We start from the raw sequence: 13408 nt of genomic DNA, 5'->3' as shown, positions 1-13408 counted from the left end.
TGTTTTAAAAAAATGAGGACGAGTGGATGTATCTGCCCTTTAGTAATCCCATATATGTAGGGGCTTATTAAAGGGGAAATCTCCCCTCTAAGTCCTCTTTTTCCTATAAACAAAAAGCCAAGGAATCAATCCTCGACTCTTTCATTAATATATATTTCTAAAATATTCCCACTCCTGCATGATCTATATCCTTAATTTAAACGTTTAATAATATAATTATTATGGTTTTCCTTATGGAATATTCCTTTATCCAAATCCGTCTTTTCCATCTCTAGGCTTCGGAATGGTCTAATAATATAATTTGTATCATTTTTGTTTTCTGCGTTTAACTTTAACCTACTAATCACATTGTATTTTTCATCATAAACTTTGACCTCTCCAAATAACTCTGTAGTATTTATTAGTTTATTATAAATATCACTACCAATATTTTGATCAACTTTGTACCTCATGTTACTGCCTACAAAAGTATCATCTTTAATTTCACCAAAACACCTAAAGATAATAGTTAGTTTATCATTTTCAAAATCATATAAATTTATGATAAACCTAAAATTTTTCATTTTTATTGGAAGAATAAAATAACATTCAAATGTTGGATCTTTAAAAGGAGGATTTTTGTAAAATTCTAAGATGGGTGTATTTATCAAAAAAACTCATCAATATCTAAACCCAATTTTATAAGGTAATCCAAATTACAGAGATCATTGCTCTTGGGCATTATAGAATCATCTACTGGATTAATTTTCATATAAACCCTATATATCGAGTTGCCAATATATAATAATAATAGAACTAATGATATCCAGAAAATTACGAGACACATATTAACTATTGTATTTATATTAAATTCACCAATATTTAAAATTCCAAAGTCAGTATATAATTCTACTACTAGACCCCAAATAAAAATGGATGAAGTAGCAACATATATATATACCCAATATAATAAATTTATAGTCTTATCTTGTATTAGACTTTTTTCATATGTATAAAAGGCTTGCCTAATATCAGCTATAGTAAATCCATATGGCTTTACTATAATATCTAAATTTTTTGATGCCACAAGTAATTTATTATCATATGAGAAGGCAATAAATAAAGTAAAAAAGGATAATAAACTAATTATCCCTGCGAACAGCCAACTCAATAATTCTATTTTATCTTTAAATACAGAATAATCTCCCAAACTTATTGAACAGTTTACTATTAATGACAAAAAAAAGGCTATACACAAAATAGATCTCGGTTTAAGAAGCATTTACATACCTCGCAACATAAAATAAGATATTCACAACATCCTTTTTTTTAGCGTTATCATCAAAACACAAAACTGATGAATTATCAATAAAAAAATAACAAGCATTCTCTTCTGAATAAAATAAGAATGATGTAATTTCCTTATTTGTTATAATTTCTTTAAATTCAGTATCATTAATATCCACTATATCAATATTCATTATTTCATTTTTATCAACAACAGAAGGTTCTTTTAAAAAACTAACTGAAATTAACTCCATGAAATCATTATTATTTATTAAAAATTGTTTTTTAAGATACTCAAAAATATTTACTTCTTCCCCTTCAAACTCTGCTACCCTTTCTATTTTTTTAATAGCAAATAATATTGAACTTTCCGTATTGCCGAAGCAAAATATTAAATTCAAAAATCTCATATAAATAATAACAACATTCTTTTTTTCTCGGGATATTATTTTATCTTGAAATTTCAAATGGTCTATCCACGAGAAAGAAATTTCTATTACACTGTCATTTAAATACTCGACTTCATAGCTTTCAAAAATCGATGAATTACATGAAATAATTTTATCAATAGAAAAATTATTCTTTACTTTGAATATTTTACAGTCTTTATCAAAATCTAACATACTATAGCCCCCGTTAACCGATGCTATTTTCATTTATATACATCATTTATTCTTTTGATATATATTCTTCTTCCACAAACTCTTCTTCATTTTCTTCTCCAATTAGCTCTTTAAATCTCAATAGATGATTATTATCATCACCATACCCAACAGTATTAAGTAACGTTTCATTACTTTTTATAAATTCTTTCAAAGTAGATACTACTTTTTCATCCTTCACATCAAAAATATAAGATACTTTCGCAAATGATTCTATAATATGTAAGGCATTTTCTTGAATTAATTTATTTGTTAATTCAGTTACACTTTCACTACTACTATTAATAAATTTATCGTATATTTTTTCAATTCTTTGTTTAGTTTCATGAATGTCATAAATTCCATCATTACACATTTTTATATATTCTTCTTGAATTGTCCTCATAATTTCATTACAAAATGATCCATCTGAATTATCTTGAACAACAATTTTTAGTATTTTATTCTCTCTGCCTTGAAGGTATATTTTGCAGCTAAATGTTTTTTTATCCGAAACCATTGAAACTTTAATAAAAATAATATCACTGCCCATAGAAACATATTCACATGCTAATTGTGACATTAATATATCTTCTCCATTTATTGAAACAGATTTAATTTTTGTCCTTTTTGCTTGACTTTTACTAACTTTAAATTTTAAATCTTCCACTAATAATGCTCTTATCCCTCTACTTGATAACCTGTTATAAATAAAATCGATTAATACACTAGTTTTATAACTAGCATTGCTTATTTGTGAGGCTTGACTTGCCTTTGCAGTTATTTCATAACTTAGTAATGGCCAACCAAAAGTATTTGTTAAATAATTAATTATTATTTCATGAAATTCCTGATCTCCTGCAAAAACAGTTAAAACCTGTGTGCTTTTATTCAATTCAACAGTTGCCCTAAATACTGCAGATAGATTTTCTGTACTTCTTATTCCTGTAATAAATGAATTTGTATATTCTTTTAATCGTATAACAAACCTAAGAGAGGTTTCTGAATTTTCAACTTGTTCAGTTGTAATTGTATATTGTGTACCGAATGGATCATCAATTTTGGTATAGATTTCTTCAACTGCTTCTTTTTCGATTTTTCCAAGGAAATCCAAGTTAGTTACTTTATATGTATAGGCAGGTAATCCTTGACTTTTTTTCATAACAGCCATTTCTACAAAATCTTCTATCTCACCAGGCCTTATTAGCCCCGCTAAAGATAGAAAATCAGCTTCAAGATCCGCTTTTTTCTGAGTATCTGGTGTCCATCCTTCTTTTCTTTCCCTAATTATTTCTATTACATCGTCCTTTATAGTTCTAACAAAAACTCTCTTAAGGATTCCTGTTATATCCATTAAATTTCCTCCTAGGTAATAACAATATAACTAAATTAAAAAAGGTGTTTTTACCATATTATTCTTTTTATTAAGAAATGTACAGATTGTTAACAAAATAAACTAAATACCAAATCCCATTTAATTCTAGGGGCTGACTTATAACACTCATTTACCTTCGTTTCGTAACGATCAATATTTCGTGCTGTGTTCCTATATCTACTATGTACTACTCCTATAGAAACAGCGGCGTAAAATGTGGAAAATACCCCCCCTCACCTTTTCCAATATGAAAGATGCTCTGTGAGGGAAGAGGTAATCCACGATCAGAATGACTACTTGATCCCCATTCTCCCTCATTTTTCCTTTAAGACTTTCTAATTGTTCTTATGGAACATTTAAAACGTCCAGAATATCGCCTCTCTAAAAAAGACCCTATCCACCTAATGATAGTCAACATTATTGTCGTTTATCAATGACTGGACTGCATAAACTGGTCGTAAAAATCAACCACTAGCTGAACTATAGCAAAGTCTGCATTAGGCAATAATACCAATCCCTTTACCCGATCCAAAACATCAACTCGTCCAGTCATATTAAATTTTCTGTATGTAAGTTTGATAGTCAACCCTACGCTACTTTTTCTTTTACCGCTCTATATAAAGTAGCCCTACTTATCTTAGTTATGTCAGATATCTCATTAACCGTCAGTTTATTTGTGTCCCTATTGTTGAAAAGCTCCAGAGCTTGATGTAATCCTTTATGCTTGTCGGTATACCTGCTTGGTCTTCCTTTATATACTCCTCTTTGCTTTGCTAACTCGATGCCTTCCAATTGCCTTTCCTTAATCATGTCAGCTTCAAATTCAGCAATACCACTTAGTACTGTTATCATTAGTTTACCGATTGCAATAGTTTATCCTTATAGTTACTCTCCCTCATACTCTTTTATGTAACGGTACAAAGTTGTTCTCGGGACATTGAACACTTCACATACTTCTGTTTTGTTTGCACCATTTTCAACCATTTGCATCATTGCTTTAATTTGCTCTTTTGTATGAGCTTTCTTACGCCCACCATTACGTCCTCTTGCTTTAGCTGATTCTAGTCCACTCCTTACACGCTCATTGATAACCTCTCGTTCCATCTCTGCCATCGCACCGAAGATGTTAAACAAAAAGCGTCCCATTGTAGTTGACGTATCAATTCCATCTTTAATTGAGACAAAGTTAATCTCTTTCTCTTGGAAGTCATTCAATAAGTTTACAAGCTGATGCATAGTTCTTCCTAATCGATCGAGCTTATAAACCACAAGAGTATCACCTTTTCTTAACTTTCCTAAAAGCGTTTGCAGCTCCTTTCTATCCTTTTTTGCTCCACTCTCTTTTTCTGTCACAATCTCATCGCACCTGTATTTTGTTAACTCATCGATTTGCATATTTAGGCTTTGTTTTGTAGTCGATACACGGGCATATCCGAAAATCATATAGCTTCCTCCTGTTTTCCATTCGTTAACACTAATGTACCAAAAACATATTCCACATTCAATTGTTTTTGGTATATATTTTTGGAACAGAACAAAAGCTGATTTTACGTGGTTCACCTTCTGTGTACCATAATCAATAGTTTTTGAAACACTCTTACATCAAAAAACAATAGCAAAGGATATCACATCCTAGTAAAGTTAATATTAAGGGAGGGTTTGCATTTGCTAAATTGGATACAAGAAAATATTGCTGTTGCTGTCGTTACAGGCTTTCTTCTCACTCTAGCTTCATTTGTTTTTAATATATTCCAGTCAATTGTTTCATATAAACAAAATAAGAGATTAGAAGAGGTCAAAAACAGTTTGATGAAAGAGCAAACAAAATTAAACTCAGCTCTTTCTACATTCTCTACAGAGAGCCAAGCGACCATCGAGAAGAGACTTAATGGTCTAGAGAATTCATGGGAATATATGTTCAAGCTAAAAGGAGAGGTAATGGAAGTAATTAGCTTCTATGGATTAATCGCTCCTCATGAGTACGACTACGAGGATGTTAGAGAGAAGTTTTTGAGTAATATACCTACTATCGATCAGAACGGCATTCTTAAAACTGCTTCTGAACAATTAAACAAGGATAGAATCTATTTAGGTGAGGAGTTCTATGTGCTATGTAGGACATATCATTCATTTTTAGGAAGATTAGCATTTAAAACTAAATCAAACCTAGAAGAAGGAGTAGTAAAAGCATGGACAGAAGATAATCATTTGTTATCTATGCTTGGGTTCATATTGTCAAACGAGAAGAAAGTTATACTGAGAGATGTTAACCCAATGTCAATCTATACAGTATTAGACCAATGTGAAACAGAAATTTTAAGTATAGGAAGAAAGATAATCTCTGGAGAAAAAACTGCACTTGATAATTACGAAATTTTAAAGAGATATGAAGAAAATGTTGGAATAAATAAGAGAGACGCTGTGTAAGCGTCTTATTTCAATAACAATCAAACGATAACAAAACCAACATGAGAAAAACCTTGATGCTACAGGTTCTGTATTAATAAGCAAATCGTTACCGTATTCGTACACTCAATCGGTAACAGTAAAATTAAAAAAACTTGCCTTTAAAAAAGCAAGTTTTCTACTGATCAAATCTAAGCTGTTTTAATATCATCATCGCTAGACGTACTATCAATTAATTCTTTAAGATTAACGGCTGCTAATTTCATACTATTAATAATTTCTTTAATATAGTTTGATTTCATATGTTGACTCGTACCATCATGTACAACAGAATTGGAGAACCTTAATAATTCTCTTAAGTTCTGATAAAAATCCTTATCAATAGTATTGTTATCACGCAAAAACATTAATGTTTTAATAGGAGAGAAATTATTTTGAAAGTCTTTATCGGTTTTTCTTAATAATTCACTTATTAAATTTTCTAGTATAAACCGCTGTTTAAAAACTTCAAGTACAGTTGGTGCATCCTCTACAAAACTATTAAATTCTATTTCTTTTTCAGGAGCAGGAGAACCATGAGTATTATTAATTATGGTTGGGACAGTATGTATATTTATTTGACTACTGTTAGTTAGAGTAGAATTCTGTTTTGCAATTTTATTATTTCTCACTATAGGCTGCACTACTTTTATAATTAACAAAGGAACAACTATAATAAAAACTAATACTGATAGTAACAATAGAGTATTACTTAATGTACCCTTACTCGGCTCAACATACCCGATAATCCATGATGGTATAAATGATACCACAACTGCTGTTACAATCGAAATACTTAAAGACCAGAGGCTTCTTTTATTACTATTATTAGGTAAATCAACTTCTTCATACATTAAGCCATTAATTCTATCTTCAATTTCGGATAATAAACTAGGTCGTATATCAACACTAATATGCTCATTTTCATAAACTTTAGCATATACCATTTTAAGAATTTGTTCCGTATTATGCCTTAAGTTAAAATTCTTTGAAAACATCATCCCTTCAAGCATATACGTTAAGTTAATATTTGATATATTTAGACTTTTATTTACTGAATTACGAATGATAAGATTAACTAGTTCTTCTGTTAAGCGAATTGTTTCTTTTGTACTATGCTTTTTTTGCCTTGCTTCTTGTATAAAAAAAATAGCTATTGTTAATAGCACTGAAAAAATTGCAAGAGTTGCATTAAATTGAGATGTAGAAATAAAACTAATAAATTTCTCCAACGATTCCACCTCCACATGAATTAAACATTAATAATATTTTAACCATATTTTTGTAATATTGGAAGGCACGAATGGTAAATTAACTAATTTAAAAATATTTATATTAAAGTCTTTTTATATTTTAAAAAAGAAATTTATAAAATCAAAATTTCATTAAGTACTTATAGTTAACTTAATCTAATTTAAGTAAGTAGAGATATAAATCAACAACATCCTTACGCCCATAGGGGTGAAATTGTGACGGGGCAATTAAGGGAGAACCTAAGAAGAGGCGAACTATCAGAACCAGACAATTTTAGATAAGACCCCTAAGTGGGGAGCAAATATAAAATAAACCATTTCTAAGTTTTCATTTCCTTTACTTCTTACTTATGAAAAGTTCTCCTCATATGCTAAGATATATCCACTATTCAGTTTCATCTGATTCTATTGAAGTATCCAAAATTCCATCTGACACAGGTGATATAATTTGAAATTCATATGCTGCAGGTTTTGAATATCTTACTCGACCATGAGGCTGAAATTTTGCTACTCCTGGTTCACCTTCTGAGATGTACCATACATTATCAATTCCTGATTTAATATCATTATTAATTAACATTTCTACCTTACTATAAATATCAAAGTAAAACTGCTCTATAACAAAATCTATATCACTTTTATTCATGTGACCTAAGTAACCCACTTTATACTTTTTCTGTTTTTTTAATTCCTCATCAATTAATTTCCCCTTAAATATTTTAAACTGTTCGATGCCGTAAAACGCATCTGGTATATATTCAATAGGTGTATTTGAGAAATCATAAGAAACTAAATAATCTTTAATTGTTTCAATCTTTTTTGGGGGATTATAAATAAAAAGAAGTGTCTCAATCTTTTTATTTATTTTTTTTGTAGAAATCATCTTTGCTATAGCATTATGTATTTCCTCTTTGTCTATTTTTGTTTTTACTTCCACAGTGAGTAGAACAGATTCTGCTGGAACAACTACAAGGTCCTCTACTTGGTAAAGTGGGGCATAATATGTTGAATTATAAATAATTATGTCTGTTTGATTTGACACCGTTCCATCACTTTCAGCAATAAAGCCTTGCCCTACTGAAACCCACTTAGGGAGATAACCTTTGAGAAAATTCCTTAATATCACTTCATTTGCTGTTCCTAGACTTGGACCATGTTTAATAAATTGGTTCAGCTGTTTTGATTTAGATTTAAATTCTTCAGTTACCAGTTTAAAATAATCATTCACTTAACTCTCTCTCCTCTTCAAAATGTCTAATTGACATATAACTCTATTTCCCTTTATTATGTTAATTTTCTTATCTCGGAAAATCTCCGTACTATCAAATAATTACGTTCTATTTTCTTATTGAGATAGAAATATCACAATCATTACCTGCATTTGCTTTAAATATATTCTCCCGATGCCACTTCATATAGTGGCTTTACTAAGCTATCAGAAATCATAATTGTTCCATTATCTTCAAAACTGACATAACCTTGATCAAATAAAGCATCATGATTTGGTCAGAGTGGCAACCCATTACCGTTCATGATTATTTGATTGATTCCACGGGTTTCCACTAGTTGACCCATTCTGGAAGACTATTATAAAAACGGTCTATTTAGTTGCAAATGGAAACAATTCATTTCTCACCCGAATAGCAGCTAATTTTGCTTCATTAAAATTTTTTGTCCTCATGATATACCGCTGTCCACATGTTACTTTCCAATCCTTATGTGTGTTATCCCAGTTTACATTTCTGATACCAGATATACATTTTTGTTAGCACCTTTTCTATTCTGCTGATTTGCTAAAATAGTCTGTTTTTTCACTCCTTCACCCCTGAATGTTCCTCTAGCTTCTAGCCTGTCGCCTACTTTTTGTAGTCTCCATGTGTTCGGAAAATCCATAACTCTCTCAAAATCTTGTTGACCAATGAAAACTTCTCCTGTCACATTTTCATTGGAATCTTTCAAATAGAGAAAACTATACGGTTATCCTCTATCTTATAGTTATTAATCATATGCTCCCCTCCCTTCCTTATATAAAATACTATTCTTTGAAAACATTTTCCTTATGCCATTTAATATAATTCTTTTGAACTTCATTCCTCTCTAGCCTCATAGTTTCATTGATATAAAGAAAAACCTTTGTTGCTTCATCTAAACTAGCTGAAATTAGAATCATTCCATCCTCTTGAAAACTTATGTAACCCTTGTCAAACAAAGTATCATGATTCGGACACAGTAGTAATCCATTATTTACATCTAGCCTCTCTTGATTATTGGATTGACTCCAAGGCTTTATATGGCTAGCTACAAGGAAACGTTCATCTGAAAGCCCACATAGTCTGCATTTCTTTTCAATTGCTAATAGGGCCTTTTTAAACGTTGATTGACCTATTCTAGACATAATGACTTGTTCTTTCTCAGTCTCAGTTATTATAATTTTCTCTGTTTTTGCCACTGCCAACTGTTCTAACTTATTTGCAGTTTCTGCAACAGGCTCAGCCTGTTTATTTAAGTCATCATTACCACTTTGTTCGTACCTTTGCAGACATTGAATAACCAAACTAAAATCTGAATCCTGCTGTTCTAACAGAGCAATTGCTTCACTCATGCTCGTATCCTTAAAAAACCCTTTATGATTAGCTTTTAATCCGATAAAGTGTAGTATTCCCATTGATTGATAACCACTTTCATCGGAATTTAAACCTATAACATACTCATCAAGCCAGCGATGGGTTCGTGAATGAAAAAGGTATTCATAAACGATTTTATTTCTTATGAAATTATCGTAAAGTTGATATTCTCTTGAACGTTTCACAGGTTCAAGATCTGGAACACTAATTAGAACGTTCCAATTTTGATTGTCAATAGAGTTAGATTCGCTTTCAATAATCGTGAAACCAAGCCTACTTAGGAATCTATTAGTTTCATCCCCTCCACTAAACAAAGAGGATGAATATTCTTCACCATTTGCAAATATGTTTGCAATCGTAATTACGTATTTAGGCGGATAAAATTTGCCTTCAAAAGAAAGCTTAAACCTTGTTGAATCCCGTCTTTCTGGTACTCCTTCACTATCGATCTTATGAATTGCTTCAATTACATGCTCATTATTAATGTTTTTTGGTATTGCCATCGATGAACACCTCTATGTTTAATTATCAAGCTACGTTACTTTGTATTTAACGTATAATACTGTAATTGCTCACCTATCCCTTTTCCTTTAAGTGGCACATTACATACGATTCCCTTTTCTTCAAGAACAGGAATTAAGTATTCTCTATATTTAGCTCCAGCGTAGAAGTCTATTTGTGTAATGTTTATTTGTAAATTGTCTAACTGTTTAATAACTATTTCAGACCAATTTTTTCGTTCTGCTGCTTTCATATTATTGAGGGTTAAATCGTATGGCTCAATTACATCATGTTGTTTTAATAGTCCATACTTTGCAGATAATACATACCACTCATCATAATTTTTCTGCTCGATGAATTTAACAGCTTTCTTAAACAAAGTTGACTCTTGATACATTTCTCTAGTACTGCAAGGATAATTAGCTTTTAATTTAGTGCAACTTACTAATGCAATTTTCAATTGGCAATACCTCTCTATCTTTAGGGCATAGGAATATTATACCATGTAAAAACAAAGAAAAAGAGCAGCAAATAATTGCTACTCAAACAAAAACAGTGAGTTTTCCTTTATGTTTCATTTCAAAGACAGTTAGTTTTAATTTAATAATTTTAATACTCTTTTTTCATCTTTATATAATTTTCTCAATTCTTCTATTGTTTTACCTTTTAATATTCTTTTGCCCATTTTAAAGATATCCTTCCATAGATAATCTTTCCCTTGAGGAGGTCCATCTAAATAATCTGAAACACTCAATTTATATGCATTTAGAGCAACTTTATCATCAATGCGAAGTTTGTCATTAATACCATATTTTCTAGTGGACTTTTTTTTATTATCTAAGTCAATACCAGCAAATACAGGTGGTTGTCCTTCCAAGTGGTGTGGAAACATAATAGCTATATCATAGACTTGTTCATCAATTTCTACCCATGAATGACTGAAACTTGTAGGAAATGAATCATCTTTTACTTCTCCAATCATAAGTTTACATATTATATCTTGTTCTTGTAGCAAAATATACATTGCGGCAGAAAAAAAATGACATCCTCCCTGCATTGGCTTGTTGGCGAAAAAATCTAATATTGTATTATATGTATTCTTTATTTCATTATCTTTCTTATCAGTTAACTCCATTCCATTAACTTCCATTTTAACTTTTGTAACAACATGACCAAATGATTTTGTTTTTAAACGATCTTTCATTGTAATAACCATACTAAAAAACACTCCTTAATGCTGAATAATTCAATCTCAATTTGTAATACATCTTATCTTTATTGTATAGGAATATTATACCATGTTAAATTGAAAAAAGAGCAGCAAAGGTCATTTTGTTAGTTTATTAACTTTTAAAGTACTAACTTCGTGAATTATTGTTTTAACTACCTAATGATATGATAGTTGCCTTCTTAACCTAAGTGAAGAACGAGCAATAGGAGGAACGGAGCGAAATCGAAGTAACGAAAGGGAGGCGTAGTCAAGTTACTGTTACGCTAGCCCATTTCGTTGAGGATACGTACTCAAAAGACGATATTAATACTTTTTAATTACTGGCTAATTTATAACAATTACTTTATATCTGTATTTCTCGTAATCCCAACACGTTAAGAAAAGCATAGGATAACTACAATGCTCAAACGGATCGGAATAAAGCAATTAGCTTCGTATCGGAAATTTCTGACACCATGCTGTGTAGTTTGAGGTGCTATCTTTTACCCTTTCAAAACAAGTAAGACATTATTTTTGAAGAAGAGGACGTATTAACGTCCTCATGCACTTATACAGATCGAATGTCACTTTCAACTATTAAGATACTTTTTTCGAGAACTCCCTAGCCTTTATAGGTAGCATCTTCATCATATAACCTGTTGGGTTATCAATTCCTCCAACAGTATAGCGAAATTCATCCAAGGCAAAAAGTAAAGCTTGTAACCCATATTGTGAATGTACTTCATTAATTTTCTTAGATGAATTAGTGTTTAATTCAATTCCAACAAGGGCTAGCCTATTTTGGATAATATCATCAGTAAAATAATGAGCTACTTCATCTTCATCTACAAAAGAAATAATAGCTTCATCCGATACTACATCATCTTCTACTGGCTTAGTATTTTTGGCTCGTCCATCTAGCACACCAAGTTTAGCAGCTGTACCCATCGCCATCACAACCTGTTCCTTATCCTCAAACATAGAATAGATATTATGTTCTTTCTTCTTACCATTACCAAGGTCGAATGACAATTTTTCAAAGTAGATTACTTGAAGTTCTTTAAGACCTTCAATCAATTTAAATAGTCGAGCCTTTCTGATCTTAAGCTCTTTTGCAAGCTTATCTGTGGAATGCCAACAAACTTGTAACACCTCATCTTTTCTTTCGATGTTACGACTTAGCAACAACACGATTGCAATCATATCTTCTCTCTCAAGTTCGGATTCATTTATCATAGCCATATCAACATATTCACTTTTAAGTAGTGTGTAATTATTTTCTGCAAGTGATTCTTCTGCACAAATAAAAATTTTGCTGTTCTTATTCAGAGAATCAATATCAGCTTTTTTCTTAAGAGTAATTTCTTTATACACCTTGATGAGATTCATTCCTAGAAGCGATTTAAGCGAACTCTTTACTGAATTGACGTTGCTTGCTACTTCCTTCTTATTTAATAAGTTTAAAATAAATGCGATAGAGGTTGGCACGCATACTCTCTCGCTATTCCATCTCAATGAATACGAGTATATGAATAAAGCTCTTTTATCGTTCTGTTCAAGTAGTTTTGTTATTACATGATTATCTAGTTTAATATTGTGTTCAAAATTAGTTTCCATTAGTATGTTTACCCCGTTACATTATTTAATCTATGTCAAATTAGTCATAGTCACTTGTTACTTAATTGCTAAATCTATTTAATCGTTCCAGAATGTTTATACCTTGGTTAATGCGTTTCTTTTAACTCCAGAACTAAAATACATGATCGAATTTTTAGTTCTGGAGTTAAAAGACATACAATATAGAAAGAATATTTACCTATTAACAATCGCATCCCTTTAGTTCATTTTTAAAACTAAAGGGAACTATAATAACCTAAAATTGCTGCTATGGTCTTTTTAAGTAAAATTAATTAACAACAAATTAAGAAAAATTAATTAATAACAATTAAAGATTATTATAGTTCCACTAGGTGCGATTTTAGGACTAGAGGGAGTAGCGCTGAGTTCTCGATTTCGGCAACCTATTCTCTTATTTATCCAAATAATTATCATCATGTCTTTGCATACATTGACTTTTCAGTGTAGATGAAAAA

At 30.8% G+C, this 13408-nt stretch carries 14 protein-coding genes; 1 reads left to right on the top strand and 13 read right to left on the bottom strand.

What is annotated here, in order from left to right:
- Positions 1-191: 191 nt before the first annotated feature.
- The 6 genes from J7I96_RS11850 to J7I96_RS11825 form a co-directional block, all read right to left on the bottom strand.
- Positions 192-650 (bottom strand): hypothetical protein, encoded by a 459-nt coding sequence (locus tag J7I96_RS11850; RefSeq protein ID WP_214922813.1) that lies wholly within the window; start codon positions 648-650, stop codon positions 192-194.
- On the bottom strand, positions 647-1261 hold the full coding sequence (locus J7I96_RS11845) for a hypothetical protein (protein ID WP_214922815.1): 615 nt from the start codon (positions 1259-1261) through the stop codon (positions 647-649). Before J7I96_RS11845 ends, J7I96_RS11850 begins: the two co-directional genes overlap by 4 nt.
- Entirely contained in the window at positions 1251-1889 is a 639-nt protein-coding gene (locus J7I96_RS11840) for a hypothetical protein (RefSeq protein ID WP_214922817.1), read from the bottom strand. The genes J7I96_RS11845 and J7I96_RS11840 overlap by 11 nt, the downstream gene beginning before the upstream one ends.
- Positions 1890-1935: 46 nt before the next feature.
- Positions 1936-3261: a hypothetical protein gene (locus tag J7I96_RS11835; RefSeq protein ID WP_214922819.1), complete on the bottom strand. Its 1326-nt coding sequence runs from the start codon at positions 3259-3261 to the stop codon at positions 1936-1938.
- Positions 3262-3870: 609 nt separating this feature from the next.
- Complete coding sequence (locus J7I96_RS11830) at positions 3871-4134, bottom strand: recombinase family protein (protein ID WP_251029147.1); 264 nt, start codon at positions 4132-4134, stop codon at positions 3871-3873.
- A gap of 33 nt (positions 4135-4167) precedes the next feature.
- Positions 4168-4725 (bottom strand): recombinase family protein, encoded by a 558-nt coding sequence (locus J7I96_RS11825; RefSeq protein ID WP_214922821.1) that lies wholly within the window; start codon positions 4723-4725, stop codon positions 4168-4170.
- Positions 4726-4947: 222 nt separating this feature from the next.
- On the opposite strand from J7I96_RS11825, the gene J7I96_RS11820 reads away from it, so the two are divergent.
- On the top strand, positions 4948-5709 hold the full coding sequence (locus J7I96_RS11820) for a hypothetical protein (RefSeq protein ID WP_214922823.1): 762 nt from the start codon (positions 4948-4950) through the stop codon (positions 5707-5709).
- A 170-nt stretch (positions 5710-5879) separates the two neighbouring features.
- On the opposite strand, the gene J7I96_RS11815 is transcribed toward J7I96_RS11820, so the two are convergent.
- The 7 genes from J7I96_RS11815 to J7I96_RS11785 form a co-directional block, all read right to left on the bottom strand.
- Positions 5880-6959 carry a hypothetical protein gene (locus J7I96_RS11815; protein WP_214922824.1) on the bottom strand — a complete coding sequence of 360 codons (1080 nt, stop codon included), beginning with the start codon at positions 6957-6959 and terminating at the stop codon, positions 5880-5882.
- 406 nt (positions 6960-7365) lie between these two features.
- Entirely contained in the window at positions 7366-8208 is an 843-nt protein-coding gene (locus J7I96_RS11810) for a DUF6602 domain-containing protein (protein ID WP_214922825.1), read from the bottom strand.
- Positions 8209-8714: 506 nt separating this feature from the next.
- Positions 8715-8939 carry a hypothetical protein gene (locus J7I96_RS11805; RefSeq protein WP_214922826.1) on the bottom strand — a complete coding sequence of 75 codons (225 nt, stop codon included), beginning with the start codon at positions 8937-8939 and terminating at the stop codon, positions 8715-8717.
- A gap of 76 nt (positions 8940-9015) precedes the next feature.
- Complete coding sequence (locus tag J7I96_RS28000) at positions 9016-10107, bottom strand: HNH endonuclease (RefSeq protein WP_251029146.1); 1092 nt, start codon at positions 10105-10107, stop codon at positions 9016-9018.
- Positions 10108-10142: 35 nt separating this feature from the next.
- Positions 10143-10565 carry a DUF6884 domain-containing protein gene (locus J7I96_RS11795; protein ID WP_214922827.1) on the bottom strand — a complete coding sequence of 141 codons (423 nt, stop codon included), beginning with the start codon at positions 10563-10565 and terminating at the stop codon, positions 10143-10145.
- Positions 10566-10700: 135 nt separating this feature from the next.
- Positions 10701-11321, bottom strand: a complete 621-nt coding sequence (locus J7I96_RS11790) for a lasso peptide biosynthesis protein (RefSeq protein ID WP_214922828.1) — start codon at positions 11319-11321, stop codon at positions 10701-10703.
- Between the two features lie 591 nt (positions 11322-11912).
- Positions 11913-12932, bottom strand: coding sequence for a hypothetical protein (locus tag J7I96_RS11785; protein ID WP_214922829.1), 1020 nt, complete (start codon positions 12930-12932; stop codon positions 11913-11915).
- Positions 12933-13408 lie beyond the last annotated feature (476 nt).

The organism is Bacillus sp. ISL-78, from assembly GCF_018613455.1.
GTDB lineage: Bacteria > Bacillota > Bacilli > Bacillales > DSM-1321 > Peribacillus > Peribacillus frigoritolerans.
The sequence above is the reverse complement of the archived record's forward strand: the minus strand, read 5'-3'. Positions and strand labels throughout refer to the sequence as shown.

Excerpts from the sequence above, each read along its gene's own strand:
- J7I96_RS11845 (WP_214922815.1), bottom strand. The coding sequence starts at position 1,261 with ATGCTTCTTAAACCGAGATCTATTTTGTGTATAGCCTTTTTTTTGTCA.
- J7I96_RS11840 (WP_214922817.1), bottom strand. The coding sequence starts at position 1,889 with ATGTTAGATTTTGATAAAGACTGTAAAATATTCAAAGTAAAGAATAAT.
- J7I96_RS11835 (WP_214922819.1), bottom strand. The coding sequence starts at position 3,261 with ATGGATATAACAGGAATCCTTAAGAGAGTTTTTGTTAGAACTATAAAG.
- J7I96_RS11830 (WP_251029147.1), bottom strand. The coding sequence starts at position 4,134 with ATGATAACAGTACTAAGTGGTATTGCTGAATTTGAAGCTGACATGATT.
- J7I96_RS11825 (WP_214922821.1), bottom strand. The coding sequence starts at position 4,725 with ATGATTTTCGGATATGCCCGTGTATCGACTACAAAACAAAGCCTAAAT.
- J7I96_RS28000 (WP_251029146.1), bottom strand. The coding sequence starts at position 10,107 with ATGGCAATACCAAAAAACATTAATAATGAGCATGTAATTGAAGCAATT.
- J7I96_RS11790 (WP_214922828.1), bottom strand. The coding sequence starts at position 11,321 with ATGGTTATTACAATGAAAGATCGTTTAAAAACAAAATCATTTGGTCAT.
- J7I96_RS11785 (WP_214922829.1), bottom strand. The coding sequence starts at position 12,932 with ATGGAAACTAATTTTGAACACAATATTAAACTAGATAATCATGTAATA.